Origin of the sequence: Delftia sp. ASV31 (genome assembly GCF_016428765.1) — a bacterium.
GTDB classification, from domain to species: Bacteria; Pseudomonadota; Gammaproteobacteria; order Burkholderiales; family Burkholderiaceae_C; genus Comamonas; species Comamonas acidovorans.
The window spans coordinates 1-17,347 of the sequence record NZ_JAELTK010000014.1 but is presented as its reverse complement, the minus strand read 5'-3'; the positions used below and the strand labels follow the sequence as shown (position 1 = coordinate 17,347).

Annotated in this window: 2 protein-coding genes; both read left to right on the top strand. The window is 70.7% G+C overall.

Annotated elements, in window-relative coordinates; all coding sequences use genetic code 11:
• Positions 1-7: 7 nt before the first annotated feature.
• Positions 8-9,940, top strand: a complete 9,933-nt coding sequence (locus JHD82_RS07390) for a non-ribosomal peptide synthetase (protein WP_199135862.1) — start codon at positions 8-10, stop codon at positions 9,938-9,940.
• Positions 9,940-17,347, top strand: a 7,408-nt coding sequence (locus JHD82_RS07385) for a non-ribosomal peptide synthetase (RefSeq protein ID WP_233174656.1), incomplete at its 3' end; no start/stop codon positions are given. The genes JHD82_RS07390 and JHD82_RS07385, both read left to right, overlap by 1 nt.

The window sequence follows — 17,347 nt, the reverse complement described above, 5'->3', positions numbered from 1 at the left end:
GACCACCATGTCCCTGAACGATCTCGATTCCCGCAAGTCCCGCCTGTCCGATGCGCAGCGTGCCGCACTGGCCCTGAGGCTCCGGGGCGTATCCGGTGCACCCGCTGCATCCGCTGCATCCGGCGCGGGTGGCCTGCCGGACGGCGACACCCGCAATACGGCCCACACCATCACCCGCTGCGACCGCACGCTGGCCATTGCCCTGTCCCCCGCGCAGCGCAGCCTCTGGCTCACCTGGCGGCTGGAGCCCGCCAGCCCCGCCTACAACATGGTGGGATCGCTGTCGCTCAAGGGGCCGCTGGATGCGCTGGCGCTGGAGCAGGCGCTGCGGGCCCTGGCAGAGCGCCACGAGATCCTGCGCACCTGCTATCCGGCCGGCGAGGACGGCGAGCCCCGGCAGTCCATCCAGCCCGCCGCGCCCGTGCCCCTGCGCCATGTCGATCTGGGCGCATGGGCGGACGGCGATCCGCAGGCCGAGGCGCAGCGCCAGGTGCTGCTGCTGGCCCGCCAGCCCTTTGCGCTGGACACTGAAACGCCATTGCGCGCCGTCCTGTGCCGGCTGGGCGCGCAGGAGCATGTGCTGGGCCTGTCGCTGCACCACATTGCGGGCGATGGCTGGTCCAACGGCATCGTGGTCGAGGAGCTGTTCCACCTGTACGAGGCCCTGCGCACGCAGCAGCCATCGCGCCTGCCGGCCATGGCCCTGCAGTTCGCCGACTATGCCGTCTGGCAGCGCCGCTGGTTCGATGCCGGTGAGCGCGAGCGGCAGCTGGACTACTGGCGCGCCCGGCTGGGCACCGAGCACGAGGCCCTGGCCCTGCCGATGAAGCAGGCCAGGGCGGCCGCGCAGGAGGCACAGGAGCAGCGCCTGGAGTTCACGCTGCCCGCCGCGCTGGCCACCCGCGTGCGTGCCCTGGGCCGCGCGCATGGAGCCTCGCTGTTCATGGTGATGCTGGCCCTGCTCAAGCTGGTGCTGTACCGCTTCAGCGGCACGCGCGAGCTGCGCGTGGGCACGCCCGTGGCCAACCGCCAGAAGGCCGAGACGCATGGCCTGATCGGCTACTTCCTGAACCTGCTGGTGCTGCGCACGCACATCGATCCCGCGCAGGACTTCGGCGCGCTGCTGGCGCAGGTGCGCGAGGCGGTGCTGGGCGCGCAGGCCCACCAGGACCTGCCGTTCCACCTGCTGGTCGAGGCGCTGCAGCCGGCCCGCCAGCCGGGCGTTCACCCGCTGTTCCAGGTCAAGTGCACCCAGCAGGAGGATGCCTCGGCCGCGCGCCACATCGCCGGCCTGGAGATTTCCATGCAGGCCGTATCCAGCGGCCAGGCGCATTTCGACCTGAGCCTGGACTTCACCGACCGGCAGGACGGCATCGACTGCGTGCTGATCTATGCCGATGCCCTGTTCGACGAGGCCGTGGTGCGCGACATGGCCGCCGCATTCCAGGATTTTGCGCGGCAGGTCAGCGGCGCAATCAGCGACAGGCAGCCCAGGCTGGGCGAGCTGTCGCTGCCAGGCCGCGTGTCGGAGTCTGCAGGCCCGGTGCAGGCCTTTGGCGCCGACAGCGTGCTGCAGCTGTGGTCGCGCGCCGTGCAGGCCCATCCCGATGGCACGGCGGTCAGGGACGCAGGCTCGGCCCTGGACTACGCGCAGCTGGACCGGCAGTCCGACCAGCTGGCCCGGGCCCTGGTGGCGCGCGGCGTGGGGGCCGATGTGCGCGTGGCCCTGCATGCCGAGCGCAGCTGCGCCTTTGTGCTGGGCCTGCTTGCCGTGCTCAAGGCCGGTGGCACCTATGTGCCCCTGGACCCCGGCCTGCCGGCGCAGCGGCTGGCCTGGCAGCTGCGCGACAGCGGCGCGGTGCTGATGCTCTGCCAGCAGGCGCCCGCCTGGGACGCGGGCGTTCCCGTGCTGAGCCTGGACCCGAATGCCTGCCAGGACCCGTGCATTGCGGGGCAGGCGCCGCCGGCCGCGCCGCCGCATTCCGCACAGGGCGCCTATGTGATCTACACCTCGGGCTCGACCGGGCAGCCCAAGGGCGTGGTCGTCAGCCACGGCGCGCTGGCCCACTATGTGCAGGCCGTGCTGCAGCGGCTGGACCTGCCCGATGCGGCGCGCAGCATGGCCATGGTCTCGACCGTGGCGGCGGACCTGGGGCACACCGTGCTGTTCGGCACGCTGTGCTCGGGGCGCGCGCTGCATCTGATGGCGCCCGAACTGGCCTTCGACCCCGACGGCTTCGCGCGCTACATGGCGGAGCACCGCGTGGACGTGCTCAAGATCGTGCCCAGCCATCTGCAGGGGCTGCTGAACGCCGGCATGCCCGCTGACGTGCTGCCTGCCAGCCGCCTGGTGCTGGGCGGCGAGGCCACGCGCTGGCCGCTGGTGGACCGCATTGCCGCGCTCAGGCCCGGCTGCCGCGTGCTCAACCATTACGGCCCCACCGAAACCACGGTGGGCATCCTCACCCAGGAGGCGGGCGAGGCGCTGCGCGGCGGCGAAAGCCTGCCCGTGGGCAGGCCGCTGGCCAATAGCCGCGCCCTGGTGCTGGATGCCGACCTCCAGCCCGTGCCCCTGGGCGCCAGCGGCGAGCTGTACCTGGGCGGGCCGGGCCTGGCGCGCGGCTACCAGCTCCGGCCCGGGCAGACGGCAGAGCGCTTCGTGGCCAGCCCGTTCCAGCAGGGCGAGCGCCTGTACCGCACGGGCGACCGCGTGACCATGCTGGCCGATGGCAGCCTGCAATTCCTCGGCCGCATGGATGACCAGGTGAAGGTGCGCGGCTACCGCGTGGAGCTGCGCGAGGTGGCGCTGGCGCTGCAGGCCGTGCCCGGCGTGGCCCAGGCCGAAGTCGTGGCGCGGCTGGACGGGAATGGGGATGGGGGCGGGGACGGGCGCATGCAGCTGCATGCCTATGCCGTGCCCCAGGCCGGCCTGCCCGCCGACAGGCAGGGGTGGGTCGCAGCGCTGGCGCAGGCGCTGCCCGAGTACATGGTGCCCGCCAGCATCACCGTGCTGGAGTGCATGCCCCTGACGGCCAACGGCAAGATCGACCGCAAGGCCCTGCCCGTGCCGGAGCAGGCGGCCGCCGATCTTTTCGAGGCGCCCCAATGCGAGGCCGAGCAGGCGCTGGCCGCCGTCTGGGCCGACCTCTTCGGCCTGGAGCGCGCGGGCCGGCATGACGACTTCTTTGCGCTGGGCGGGGACTCCATCCTCGCGCTCAAGCTGGTGGCGCGCGCCCGCAAGCGCGGCGTCAAGCTCACGCCCAAGCAGCTGTTCACGGGCAAGACGCCCGCGGGTGTGGCACGGCTGGTGGAGGGGCCGGTCGCCAGCGCCGCGCAGACCGAAGGCATGGCGCCCCTGCGCAGGGCCGACCGCAGTGGCCCGCTGCCGCTGTCCTTTGCGCAAATGCGCCAGTGGTTCCTGTGGCAGCTGGAGCCGGCCGGTACGGCCTATCACATCAGCGGCGCGCTGCGTCTGCTGGGCACGCTCGATGTGCTGGCGCTGCAGCAAAGCTTCGACGCGCTGGTGGCGCGCCACGAGTCGCTGCGCACGGTGTTCCGCATGGGCGGGGACGGGCAGGTGGTGCAGGTGATCGCCGCACAGGGCAGTGTGCGGGTCGAGCAAACGGATCTGTCCGAACTCCCCGCTGCGCAGCGTCAGGAACAACTGGAACAGGCGGCGGCTGCCGTGCACCGCCAGCCCTTCGACCTGCAGGCCGGGCCGCTGCTGCGCGTGCGCCTGATCCGGGAGTCGGCCGAGGCGCATCTGCTGGTCGTGGCCATGCACCACATCGTCTCCGACGGCTGGTCCATGCAGATCATCGTGGATGAATTCGTGCAGCAGTACCGCGCACGGTGCCAGGGACAGGTGCCGCAGGCCGCACCCCTGCCGATGCAGTACGCCGACTACGCGGCCTGGCAGCGCCAGTGGCTGGAGGCTGGCGAGCGGCAGCGGCAACTTGCCTACTGGCGCGCCCAGCTGGGCGACACGCATCCCGTGCTGCAACTGCCCACGGACCACCCACGCCGGCCCGGCGCGGACCCTGTGGCCGCCAGCCATGGTCTGCAGCTGCCGGCCGATCTGGTCGGCAGCCTGCGCCGCCGCGCTCAGGCGCAGGACGCAACGCTGTTCGTGCTGCTGCTGGCCGGCCTGCAGGCCGTGCTGCACCGCTACACGGGCCAGGAAGACATTCGCGTGGGCGTGCCCATTGCCAACCGCCACCGGGTGGAAACGCAGGGCACGGTGGGCTTTTTCGTGAACACCCAGGTTCTGCGCGCCACGCTGGACGGGCGCATGGGCCTGGCGCAGCTGCTGGACCAGGCCCGGCAGGCCGCCCAGGGCGCGCAGGCCCACCAGGACCTGCCCTTCGAGCAACTGGTCGAGGCGCTGCAGCCCGAACGCAACGCCGGCACCCAGCCGCTGTTCCAGGTGCTGTTCAACCACCAGCGCCAGGACCGCAGCGCGCTGCAGCAACTGCCTGGGCTGGAGCTGCAGGAATATGCGCTGCAGGGCCAGGGCGCCCAGTTCGAGCTGACCGTGGACACCACCGAGGATGCGCAGGGCTGCCTGCATCTGCGCCTGACCTATGCCCGCGAATTGTTCGAGGCCGCCACCATCGGCGCGCTGGCCGGCCACTATGTGGCCATGCTGCAGGCGCTGGCCGATGATCCGGCCCGTAAGGTGGGCGAGGTCGCCTTGCTGGGCGCGGCCGAACTGCACAGGCAGCAGGCATGGGGCCGCGTCGCCGGCCTGCCTGCCGACCGGCCGGCCGCAGCGCAGACGCTGCACGGCCGCTTCGCCAGCCAGGCATTGGCGCGAGCCGGGGCGCAGGCGCTGTCCTTCGAGCACCACGTTCTCGGCTACGCCGAACTCGACGCCCGGGCCAACCGCCTGGCCCGCCGTCTGATCGCCCTGGGCGTGCGCCCGGAGACACGCGTGGGCATTGCCATGCAGCGCTCGGTGCAGATGGTGGTCGGCCTGCTGGCCATCCTCAAGGCCGGCGGCGCCTATGTGCCGCTGGACCCGGACTACCCGGCGGATCGTCTGGCGCATATGGTCGAGGACAGTGGCATTGCCCTGGTGCTGACGCAGGCTGCGGTGCGCGAGCGCATTCCCGGCGCTGCTGCGCTGCAGGTGCTGGAGATCGACATGCTGGACCTGTCGGGCGAACCCGATACCGATCCGCAGGTTGATGTGAATCCGGACAGCCTGGCCTATGTGATCTACACCTCGGGCTCCACGGGCCGCCCCAAGGGCGCACAACTGAGCCACCGCAACGTGGCACGGCTGCTGGACGCCACCGATGCCTGGTTCGGCTTCGGGCCTGACGATGTCTGGACCCTGTTCCACTCCTACGCCTTCGACTTCTCGGTCTGGGAGATCTTTGGCGCCCTGTGCACGGGCGGCCGGCTGGTGGTGGTGCCGTACTGGGTCAGCCGCTCGCCCCAGGACTTCCTGGCTTTGCTGCGTGCCGAGCGCGTAACGGTTCTCAATCAAACGCCCTCGGCCTTCGGACAGCTGGTCCATGCCGTGGAGCAGGAAGATGGGAACGGCGCTGGCTTGGCGCTGCGGCAGGTGATCTTCGGCGGCGAGGCGCTGGAGCCCGAGAGCCTGCGGCCCTGGTTCGACCGCTTCGGTGACGAGAGTCCCCAACTCATCAACATGTACGGCATCACCGAGACCACGGTGCATGTGACGTACCGGGAGATCACGCGGAAGGATCTGGAGGGCGGACGCAGCCCCGTGGGCGTGGCGATTCCGGACCTGGGCCTGTATGTGCTGGACGGCAGCCTGAACCTGCTGCCGCAGGGCGTGGCGGGAGAGTTGTACGTGGCGGGCGAGGGCTTGGCACGGGGCTATCTCAACAGGCAAGGACTGACGGCAGAGCGCTTCATTGCCAACCCGTTCAGCGAGACGGGCGAACGCCTGTATCGCACGGGCGACCTGGTGCGCTGGAGTGCACAGGGCGAACTCGAATACCTGGGCCGTGCCGACCAGCAGGTCAAGATCCGGGGCTTCCGCATCGAACTGGGCGAGGTGCAGTCGCAACTGCTGGCCCAGCCTGAAGTGCGTGAGGCGGTGGTGCTGGCCAAGGAAAGCGCAGGCGGGGCGCGATTGGTGGCCTATGTCTCGCTGAATTCGCCAGCCGAAGACGGTTGGCTAAAGGACCGGCTGGGCAAGGTACTGCCCGACTACATGGTGCCTTCGGCCATCGTCGTGCTCGATGCCCTGCCGCTGACCGCCAACGGCAAGGTGGACCGCAAGGCGCTGCCCGAGCCGGAGATGGCGAGTGCGCAGGAATACGAGGCACCGCAAGGTGAACTCGAAGAAACGCTGGCGAAGATCTGGGCCGAGGTGCTGGGCGTGGAGCGCGTGGGCCGGCAGGACGGCTTCTTCGAGCTGGGCGGGCATTCGCTGCTCGCCCTGGGCCTGCTGGAGCGCGTGCGCGCCCAGGGCCTGCGCGTGCAGGTGCGCACGCTGTTCCAGCACCCGAGGCTGGCGGAGTTTGCGCAGGCGGTGCGGCAGGCGCAGCAGGGTGAGCAAGGGGAGCAGGTAGCCGGCGAGATCGATGTGCCGCCCAACGGCATCCCCGAAGGCTGCACGGCGATCACGCCGGACATGCTGACCCTGGTGGCGCTGGATGAGGATGAGATCGCACGCATTGCGCAGGCGGTGCCCGGCGGCGCAGCCAATATCCAGGACATCTACCCGCTGGCGCCGTTGCAGGAGGGAATTTTGTTCCACCACCTGCTGCAGTCCGGGGGCGATGTGTTCGTCTCGCCCAACCTGCTGAGCTTCGGGACGCGCGAGCAACTGCAATCCTTCGTGCACAGCCTCAACCAGGTGATTGCGCGCCATGACATCCTGCGCACGGCCGTGCTCTGGGAGGGGCTGTCCGAGCCGGTGCAGGTGGTGCTGCGCCAGGCACCGCTGCAGCTGCAGTGGCCTGATGCGGATGAGGCACATGAGGCACTGGTGCCGCAGATGCTGGAGCAACTGCGCAGCCACGACCTGCGCCTGGACGTGCGGCAGGCGCCGATGATAGGGGCGCGGGCCGCGTACGATGCCGGGCAAGGCCGCTGGCTGCTGCAGCTGCTGAGTCACCACCTGGTGATGGACCGCATCACGCTGGACCTGCTGCTGCAGGAGGTGCTGCGGCTTCAGCAGGGCCGTGCGGCCGAGCTGCCGGTGCCCGTGCCCTTCCGGCGCTTTGTGGCGCAGGCGCGCCAGGGCGTGGCGGCCGAGGTGCACGAGCGGTTCTTCCGCCGCATGCTGGCCGATGTGCAGGAGCCCACGGCCGCCTTCGGCCTGCTGGATGTGCAAGGCGATGGCCGTGGCATGGAGGAAGCCCGCGTGCGGTTGGACGCCCCACTGACCCAGGGCATGCGCAGCCAGGCGCGTGCGCACGGGGTCAGCCCCGCCGCGCTCTGCCACCTGGCCTGGGCGCTGGTGCTGGCCCGCACCAGCGGCAGGCAGGAGCCGGTCTTCGGCACCGTGCTGATGGGACGCATGGACGGCGGCGCCGGTGCGCAGCAGGCGCTGGGCATGTTCATCAACACCTTGCCGCTGCGCCTGCCGCTGGGCGAAGGCAGCGTGCTCCAGGGCCTGCGCAGCACGGCAGCGGCGCTTGCGGCCCTGCTGCAGCACGAGCATGCCAGCCTGTCGCTGGCCCAGCGCTGCAGCGGCCTGCCTGCGGGAACGCCGCTGTTCGGCGCATTGCTGAACTACCGGCATGGCGCGGCAGAGGGGTCTGCGCAAGAGCTGGCCCGGGCCGGCGTGCAGGTGCTGGGCCGCCCCGAGCGCAGCAACTATCCCGTGGGCATGGCCGTGGATGACGACGGCCAGGGCTTTGTGCTCGTCGCCCAGGTGGTGCGCAGCGTGGGAGCCGGACGCGTCTGCGCCTACATGCAGCAGGCCCTGCAGGCGCTGGTGCAGGCGCTGCAGCAGCAGCCCGGCCGCGACCTGCGCACGCTGGACGTGGTGCCCCCGGCCGAGCGCCAGGCGCTGCTGGCGCAGGCCTGCAACCCCCGGTCCTGGCCCCAGGCCTTGCCGGTGCACCGCATGTTCGAGGCGCAGGCAAGGCAGCGGCCCCAGGCCCCGGCCCTGGCCGCGGACGGGCAGGTGTTCAGCTACGGCGATCTGGACCGGCGGGCCAGCCGCCTGGCGCAGGCCCTGATCGCCCAGGGGCTGCGGCCCGGGCAGCGCGTGGGCCTGGTGGCCGAGCGCGGGGCCGCCATGGTGGCCGGCCTGCTGGCCATCCTCAAGGCGGGCGCCGCCTACGTGCCCGTCGATCCGGCCCTGCCCGATGAGCGCATGCAGTACATGCTGCAGGACAGCGGGGCCTGCCTGGTGCTGGCCTCGGGCCTGGCGCCGGGCCGGCTGGCCGTGCTCGCCGCCAGCGTGCCGAAGGTGCTGGAACTGGAGGCGCTGGAGGTACTGGAGGCAAGGGAGTCAGGGCCGCAGGCAGGCACGGAACGCGCGCCCCGCGTCGAGGTGCATGGCGACCAGGCGGCCTATGTGATCTACACCTCGGGCTCCACCGGGCGGCCCAAGGGCGTGGTGGTGCGGCATGCGGCCTTCTCCAACTTCCTGCAGTCCATGGCGGCACAGCCGGGCCTGCAGGCGCAGGACGTGTTGCTGGCCACGACCTCCGTGTCCTTCGACATTGCGGGCCTGGAGATCTTCCTGCCCCTGGCCGTGGGCGCGCAGCTGGTGGTGGCCGGGCGCGAACAGGTGCGCGACGCGGCTGCGCTGGCGGCGCTGCTGGAGTGCAGCCGCGCCAGCGTGATGCAGGCCACGCCCTCGGGCTGGCGCCTGCTGCTGGCCGGTGGCTGGAAGGCGGCACGGCCCCTGAAGGCGCTGTGCGGCGGCGAGGCGCTTGCGCCGGACCTGATTGCCCTGCTGCGCGCGGCGGGCGTGGACCTCTGGAACCTCTACGGCCCGACCGAGACCACGATCTGGTCCAGCCTGCAGCAGGTGCAGGGCGATGCCGCCACGCTGGGCCAGGCCATCGCGGCCACCCGGCTGCTGGTGCTTGACGAAGGACTGCGCTGCGTGCCGCAAGGCGTGGCCGGGGAGCTGTTCATTGGCGGCCAGGGCCTGGCGCGCGGCTACTGGCAGCGGCCGGGCCTGAGCGCAGAGCGTTTTGTGGCCGATCCTTTCGCGGGACCGGGCGCGGCTGGCGAACGCCTGTACCGCACGGGCGACCTGGTGCGCCGCAATGCCGATGGCGCGCTGGAATACCTGGGCCGGCTGGACCACCAGGTCAAGATCCGCGGCCACCGCATCGAGTTGGGCGAGGTGGAGGCCGCACTGCTGGCCCAGCCCGAGGTGCGCGAGGCCGTGGTCACGGCAGCGGGGGGCGGCAGTGATACGCGCCTTGTGGCGCACGTATCTCTACATGCATCGCTACATGCACCGCTGCATGCATCACTGCATGCAGGTCCGCCCCTGGACGCTGCAGCACTGCGCGCAAGACTGGCCAGCGGCCTGCCCGACTACATGCTGCCGTCCGCCATCGTGGTGCTGGACACGCTGCCGCTGAACAACAGCGGCAAGGTGGACCGTGCCGCGCTGCCTGCGGCGCAGGCGCCGGCCGGCCAGTCCTACGAGGCGCCCTCGGGGCAGGCCGAGGAAATGCTGGCCGGGCTCTGGTCCGAGCTGCTGGGCGGTGGCCGTGTGGACCGCCGCGACAGCTTCTTCGAGCGCGGCGGGCACTCGCTCAAGGTGGTGCAACTGCTGGCGCGGCTGCAGGGAGCAGGCGCAGCGGGGCTGACCGCCCAGGACATTTTCCGCACCCCGGTGCTGCAGGACATGGCGGGCCTGGTGCGCCTGCCGGCCCATGGCAGCGCGGATGCTGCGGGTGCAACAGGCACGACAGGCGCGGATGCGCAGGCGCTCGATGCGCTGGATTCCTTTCTCGAAACTCTGGGAGATATCTGATGGACCGTGGCCGCCTGCGCCAAATCGCCGAGCGCTTTGCAAGCCTGACCCCTGCCCAGCGCACGCTGGCATTGCAAAAGATCCGGGCCGAGGGACTGGATCTCTCGCATTTCCCCATCCCGGTGCGCGCACCATCGTCCGACCAGACCGAAGCCCTGTCCCATGCGCAGCTGCGCCAGTGGTTCCTGTGGAAGCTGGACCCGCAAAGCTCGGCCTACCACATCGCCCAGGCCTCGTGGATGCATGGCGAGCTGGATCTGGCGGCCTTGCGGCAGGCCTTCGGCGTGCTGCTGGAGCGCCACGGCGGACTGCGCACGGTGTTCGAGGAAAGCCCCGACGGCCTGGCGCGGCAGCGCATCGTGCCGCAGCTGGCCCTGGAGCTGCCGCTGATCGACCTCAGCTCCCTGCCTGCCGCACAGCGCCACGACCGGGCCCTGGCCGAAGCCTCGCGCCTGTGCCTCACGCCCTTTGACCTGACGCGCGGCCCGCTGCTGCGCGTGGCCGCCGTCCGCCTGGACAGCCGCCAGCACCTGCTGGTGGTGGTGATGCACCACATCATCTCCGACGGCCGCTCCATGCAGATCCTGCTGGAGGAGTTCGCCGGCCTGTACGCGGCACTGGTGCAGCAGCGCCCGACCCGCCTGCCGCCGCTGCCCATTGCCTACACCGACTACGCCGCCTGGCAGCGCGACTGGCTGGAGGCCGGGGAAAGGCAGCGCCTGCTGGACTACTGGCTGCCCGAACTGGCCGGGGGTCAGGACCTGCATCTGGAGCTGCCCGCCGACCATGCCCGCGCGCCGGGCGCCGAGACCCGCTGGCATGCCGCCTGGCACCGGCTGGAGCTGCCCGCCAGCCTGGTGGCCGAACTGGAGCAGCGCGCCCGCGAGCAGGGCACCTCCCTCTTCGTGGCGCTGCTGGCCGGGTTCCAGGCCCTGCTGCACCGCTATACCGCCGAGACCGATATCCGCGTGGGCGTGCCCGTGGCCAACCGCAACCAGCCCGAGGCCGAGCCGCTGGTCGGCTTCTTCGTCAACACGCTGGTGATGCGTGGCCGGCTCGATCCCCGCATGCGCCTGCAGGAGCTGCTGGCCCAGCTGGCCGAGCGGGTCCGCCTGGGCCTGGCCCACCAGGACCTGCCCTACGAGCAACTGGTCGAGGCACTGCAGCCGCGCCGCAGCCTGGACGGCAGCTCGCTGTTCCAGGTGATGCTGAACTACCAGCATGAAGAGGCGGCCGGCCTGGCGGGCCTGGAGATCCAGAAGCTGGAGCTGGACGGCCTGGCCGCCCAGTTCGAGCTGACCCTGCACGCCAGCCGCCGCGCCAACGGCAGCCTGCAGCTGGGCTTTGCCTATGCGCGCGAACGCTTCGAGCCGGCCACGGTGCAGCGCATGGGCGCACATCTGTCGCTGCTGCTGCATGCGCTGGCGCATGCGCCGCAGTGCGCGCTGGACCAGGTGCAACTGCTGCCCGGCGATGAGCAGGCGCAGCTTCTGGACCGCAGTGCGCGCCGCAGTACCGGCAATGGACCTGCCCTCAACCCTGCGCAGCCCGCCTGCCTGCACCAGCGCTTTGCGGCAAGCGCGCAGCAGCGGCCGGATGCGGTGGCGTTGACCTGCGAGTCCGCGCGACTGACCTACGCCGAACTCGACGCCCAGGCCAACCGCCTGGCCCACCGCCTCATCGCCCTGGGCGTGCGGCCGGAGACCCGCGTGGGCATTGCCATGCAGCGCTCGGTGGAGATGGTGGTCGGCCTGCTGGCCATCCTCAAGGCCGGTGGCGCCTATGTGCCGCTGGACCCGGATTACCCGGCGGACCGGCTGGCGCACATGGTCGAGGACAGCGGCATTGCCCTGGTGCTGACGCAGGCGGCGGTGCGCGAGCGCATTCCCGGCGCTGCTGCGCTGCAGGTGCTGGAGATCGACATGCTGGACCTGTCGGGCGAACCCGATACCGATCCGCAGGTTGAAGTCTCGGCCGACAGCCTGGCCTATGTGATCTACACCTCGGGCTCCACGGGCCGCCCCAAAGGCGCGCAACTGAGCCACCGCAACGTGGCACGGCTGCTGGATGCCACCGATGCCTGGTTCGGCTTCGGGCCTGACGATGTCTGGACCCTGTTCCACTCCTACGCCTTCGACTTCTCGGTCTGGGAGATCTTCGGCGCGCTGTGCACGGGCGGCAGGCTGGTGGTGGTGCCGTACTGGATCAGCCGCTCGCCCCAGGACTTCCTGGCTTTGCTGCGTGCGGAGCGCGTAACGGTTCTCAATCAAACGCCTTCGGCCTTTGGGCAGCTGGTCCACGCCGTGGAGCAGGAAGATAGGAACGAGGAGGGCGGCGCTGGCCTGTCCCTTCGCCAGGTGATCTTTGGCGGCGAGGCGCTGGAGCCCGAGAGCCTGCGGCCCTGGTTCGACCGCTTCGGTGACCAGAGCCCCCAACTCGTCAACATGTACGGCATCACCGAGACCACGGTGCATGTGACGTACCGGGAGATCACGCGGAAGGATCTGGAGGGCGGACGCAGCCCCGTGGGCGTGGCGATTCCGGACCTGGGCCTGTATGTGCTGGACGGCAGCCTGAACCTGCTGCCGCAGGGCGTGGCGGGAGAGTTGTATGTGGCGGGCGAGGGCTTGGCACGGGGCTATCTCAACAGGCAAGGACTGACGGCAGAGCGCTTCATTGCCAACCCGTTCAGCGAGACGGGCGAACGCCTGTATCGCACGGGCGACCTGGTGCGCTGGAGTGCACAGGGCGAACTCGAATACCTGGGCCGTGCCGACCAGCAGGTCAAGATCCGGGGCTTCCGCATCGAGCTGGGCGAGGTGCAGTCGCAACTGCTGGCCCAGCCTGAAGTGCGCGAGGCCGTGGTGCTGGCCAGGGAGGGGGCGGGCGGCGCCAGACTGATCGCCTATGTGTCGCTGAATGCAGAAATCGCAGAGGGTCTGCTCAAGGGACGACTGGGCGAGGTGCTGCCCGATTACATGGTGCCTTCGGCCATCGTCGTGCTCGATGCCCTGCCGCTGACGGCCAACGGCAAGGTGGACCGCAAGGCCCTGCCCGAGCCTGAGATGGCGAGTGCGCAGGAATACGAGGCACCGCAAGGTGAACTCGAAGAAACGCTGGCGAAGATCTGGGCCGAGGTGCTGGGCGTGGATCGCGTGGGCCGGCAGGACGGCTTCTTCGAGTTGGGCGGGCATTCGCTGCTCGCCCTGGGCCTGCTGGAGCGCGTGCGCGCCCAGGGCCTGCGCGTGCAGGTGCGCACGCTGTTCCAGCACCCGAGGCTGGCGGAGTTTGCGCAGGCGGTGCGGCAGGAGCAGCAGGGTGAGCAAGGGGAGCAGGTAGCCGGCGAGATCGATGTGCCGCCCAACGGCATCCCCGAAGGCTGCACGGCGATCACGCCGGACATGCTGACCCTGGTGGCGCTGGATGAGGATGAGATTGCACGCATTGCCGCTGCGGTGCCCGGTGGCGCAGCCAACATCCAGGACATCTACCCGCTGGCGCCGCTGCAGGAGGGGATTTTGTTCCACCACCTGCTGCAGTCCGAGGGCGATGCCTATGTCACCTCGCACACGCTGAGCTTCGACTCGCGCGAGCGGCTGCAGCGGTTTGCCGAGAGCTTTGACCAGGTGGTCGCGCGCCATGACATCCTGCGCACGGCCGTGTTCTGGGAGGGCCTGGCGACGCCCGTGCAGGTCGTCTGCCGGCAGGCCCGCCTGCCGCTGTCCTGGCTGGAGGGCGGCACGGCGGCATCATCGCAGGACGCGCAGGACGCGCTGGCCCGGCTGGCCGCCTGCGCACAGGGCTACCGCATCGACCTGCGCAAGGCGCCGCTGATCCACCTGGTGGCAGCGCACGACGCGCCGGGCCAGCGCTGGCTGCTGCAGATCCTGGCCCACCACATGGTGGACGACAACACCACGCTCAAGCAGGTGATTGGTGAGATCGCGCTGATCCAGCAGGGCCGCTCCAGCGCGCTGCCCCGGCCGCTGCCGTTCCGCCGGTTTGTGGCCCAGGCGCGCTCGGGCGAGGGCACGGCCGGGCATGAGGCGTTCTTTCGCACCATGCTGGGCGATGTGCAGGAGCCCACGGCGCCATTCGGGCTGCTCGATGTCCAGGGCGACGGAGCGCGCACGAACGAGGTGCGGCAGGTGCTTGACGGCGGCCTTGCCGCCCGGTTGCGGCAGCAGTCCAGGCGCCACGGCGTCAGCGCCGCCGCGCTGTTCCACCTGGCCTGGGCCCTGGTGCTGGCCAGGACCAGTGGCAGGGACGACGTGGTGTTCGGCACCGTGCTGTTTGGCCGCATGCAGGCGCAGCAGGGCGCGGCCCGCGCGCTGGGCATGTTCATCAATACGCTGCCGCTGCGCGTTCGCCTGGCCGGTTGTTGCGTGGCCCAGGCCCTGCGCCAGACCCAGGCCGCGCTGACGGACCTGCTGCACCACGAGCATGCCAGCCTGTCGATGGCCCAGGCCTGCAGCGGCCTGGCCGGCGGGGCGCCGCTGTTCACGGCCCTGCTCAACTACCGGCACACGGCGCTGCAGGACGCGGACGCTGGCGATGCCTGGACCGGCGTGCAGATACTGCAAAGCCACGAGCGCACCAACTTCCCGTTCGGCCTGTCGGTCAACGACACGGGCGAGGGCTTCACGCTGATCGCGCATGTGATCGATGCGGTGAATGCCCACAGCATGTGCGGCTACATGCACGAGGCGCTGGACGGCCTGGCCGATGCCCTGGCGCGCGACCCCGGCCAGCCCGTGACCGCGATTGCGGTGCTGCCCACGCATGAACGGGACAGGCTGCTGCAGTGGAGCCTCAATGGCAAGTCCCATCCCGAGGCCCTGCCCGTGCACCGGGAATTCGAGGCCCGCGTGCGGGAGCAGCCCGATGCCGTCTGCCTGGTCCATGGCGACGAGGCGCTGACCTCGGCCCGGCTCAACGCCCGTGCCAACCGGCTGGCCCACCGGCTGATGGCCCTGGGCGTGGGGCCGGATGTGCGCGTGGGCGTTGCGCTGGAGCGCTCGGTGGACATGGTGGCGGGACTGCTGGCGGTGCTCAAGGCCGGTGGCGCCTACGTGCCGCTGGACATGGAGTACCCGGTGGATCGCCTGGCCTACATTGCCCAGGACAGCGGCATTGCCCTGCTGCTGACCGAGCGCAAGGCACGCGAGCGCCTGCCGTTCGCGCAGGCGCTGAACGTGGTCGAGCTCGACGGCCTGGACCTGGACGCGGGGCCTGACCACAATCCCGGCGTGGCGGTCCATGGCGACCATCTGGCCTATGTGATCTACACATCGGGCTCCACCGGCCGGCCCAAGGGGGCGGCCAACCGGCATGCCGCGCTGTCCAATTGCATGGCCTGGATGCAGGACCACTACCGGCTCACGCGGGCCGACGCGGTGCTGCACAAGGCGGCCTTCGGCTTCGATGTCTCGGCCTGGGAAATCTTCTGGCCGCTGACGGCGGGCGTGCGCCTGGTGGTGGCCCGGCCCGGCGACCACCGCGATCCCGAGCGCATCGTCGCGCTGATCCGCCGCCACCAGATCACCACGCTGAACTTCGTGCCGGCCATGCTGCAGGCGTTTCTGGCCCATGAAGGCATCGAGGAGGAGACCCGCCTGCGCTATGTGATCTGCGGCGGCGAGGCCATGCCGGCCGAGACACAGCGCGAGGCCCTGCGCCGCCTGCACGGCGTCAGCCTGCAAAACCTCTACGGCCCGACCGAGGCCGCCATCCACGTGACGCACTGGACCTGCCGCGACGACGGCCGCAGCCCGGTCCCCATCGGGCGCCCCGTCAGCGCGACCAAGGCCCTGGTGCTGGGCCAGGATCTGGGACTGGTTCCCGCAGGCGTGGCCGGCGAACTCTATCTGGGCGGGCAGGCGCTGGCGCAGGGTTACCTGGGCCGGCCCGGCCTGAGCGCCGAGCGCTTCGTCGCCGACCCGTTCGACCAGGGCGGCGGCCGCCTGTACCGCACGGGCGACCTGGTGCGCTGGAACGATGAAGGCCAGCTGGAGTACCTGGGGCGCCTGGACCACCAGGTGAAGATCCGGGGCTTTCGCATCGAGCTGGGCGAGATCGAGGCCCGGCTGCTGGCCCAGCCCCAGGTGCGGGAGTCCGTGGTCGTGGCCCGCAAGGGCCCGGCGGGCATGCACCTGGCAGCCTATGTCTCGGCGCATGAAGGGCAGCAGGTCACGGCGGCCGAACTGCGCGAGCGCCTGGCCCTTGAACTGCCGGACTACATGGTGCCGGCCGCCATCATGGCGCTGGACCGCCTTCCCCTGAATGCCAACGGCAAGGTGGACAGGGCCGCCTTGCCCGAGCCTGAACTGCTGGCCAGCCTGTACTACGAGGCGCCCGTGGGCGACGGCGAGCAGCGTCTGGCCGCACTCTGGAGCGAGGTGCTGGGCGTGGAGCGCGTGGGGCGCCAGGACCATTTCTTTGAGCTGGGCGGGCACTCGCTGCTGGCCCTGAAGCTGCTGGAGCGCATGCGCGCCCAGGGCTGGGTGACGCAGGTGCGCACGCTGTTCCAGCACCCCCGGCTGGCGGATCTGGCGCTGGCGCTGCGCCGCGAGCAGGGCCTGCCCCGGCATGAGGTGCAGGTGCCGCCCAATGGCATCCCCGAAGGCTGCACGGCCATCACGCCCGCCATGCTGACGCTGGTGGCACTGGACGCGCAGGAGATTGCACGGGTTGAGGCCGCCGTGCCCGGTGGCGCGGCCAACATCCAGGACATCTATCCGCTGGCGCCGCTGCAGGAAGGCATTCTGTTCCACCACACCCTGCACCAGCAGGGCGACGCCTACGCCACGCCCACGCTGCTGGGCTTCGACACGCGCGAGCGGCTGCTGGGCTTTGTGGCCCACCTGAACCGGGTCATCGCACGCCACGACATCCTGCGTACGGCCGTGCTGTGGGAGGGGTTGGCCGAGCCCGTGCAGGTGGTCTGGCGGCAGGCACAGGTGCTGGTCGATTGGCTGGAGCCTGGTGAAAGCGAGGGCGAAGGCGATGTGGCCGCCGCACTGCAGCAGCGCCTGGACCCGCGCGTGCAGCGCATCGATGTGCGCCGTGCGCCCATGATCCGCGCCTTGGCGGCGCAGGATGCGCCCAACGGGCGCTGGCTGCTGCAGCTGCTGACCCACCACCTAGTGCTGGACCACACGACGCTGGAGCGCATCGTCGAGGAGATCGCGCTGATGGCCCAGGGCCGCGAGGCGGAGTTGCCGAGGCCTTTGCCGTTCAGGCGCTTCGTGGCCCAGGCCCGGCTGGGCGTGAGCACCAGCGAGCATGAGGACTTCTTCCGCGCCATGCTCGGCGATGTGGATGAGCCCACGGCGCCGTTTGGCCTGCTGGATGTGCAGGGAGACGGCAGTGCGGTGGAGGAGGCCAGGCTTGCGCTGGATGCACCGC

What these genes read in the sequence shown, in the direction of transcription:
- JHD82_RS07390 (WP_199135862.1), top strand. Translation starts at nt 8, where the DNA reads ATGTCCCTGAACGATCTCGATTCCCGCAAGTCCCGCCTGTCCGATGCG.